The 352-nt window shown below is 58.2% G+C and carries 1 protein-coding gene; it reads left to right on the top strand.

The window, feature by feature from the left end:
- A partial coding sequence (locus IO33_RS53450) for an MMPL family transporter (RefSeq protein WP_037687812.1) occupies positions 1-352 on the top strand: 352 nt, incomplete at both ends.

The raw sequence follows: 352 nt of genomic DNA, 5'->3' as shown, positions 1-352 counted from the left end.
GTAGCGGGATTCCCGGCGATCAACGCCGACGTCCAACGACTTCTGGCATACGATTTCAAGTTACTCGGATTCGGGACGCTCCTGATAGTCGGCGTGATCCTGATGCTCCTGCTTCGGGCGCTCGTCGCGCCGATCTATCTACTGGCCACTGTCATTCTCAACTACGCAGCTTCGCTGGGCATCGGTGTCCTAGTCCTGCAACACATTTTCGGCAACGAAATAGCGTGGCCGGTCCCACTGGTGTCCTTCATCGTTCTGGTTGCAGTGGGGGCCGACTACAACATGCTGTTGGTTTCCCGGCTCCGAGAGGAATCGACGGCCAATATCCGGCTCGGAGTTCTGCGCACGGTCG

It is taken from the genome of Streptomyces durhamensis (genome assembly GCF_000725475.1).
Taxonomy (GTDB): domain Bacteria; phylum Actinomycetota; class Actinomycetes; order Streptomycetales; family Streptomycetaceae; genus Streptomyces; species Streptomyces filipinensis.
The sequence above is the reverse complement of the archived record's forward strand: the minus strand, read 5'-3'. Positions and strand labels throughout refer to the sequence as shown.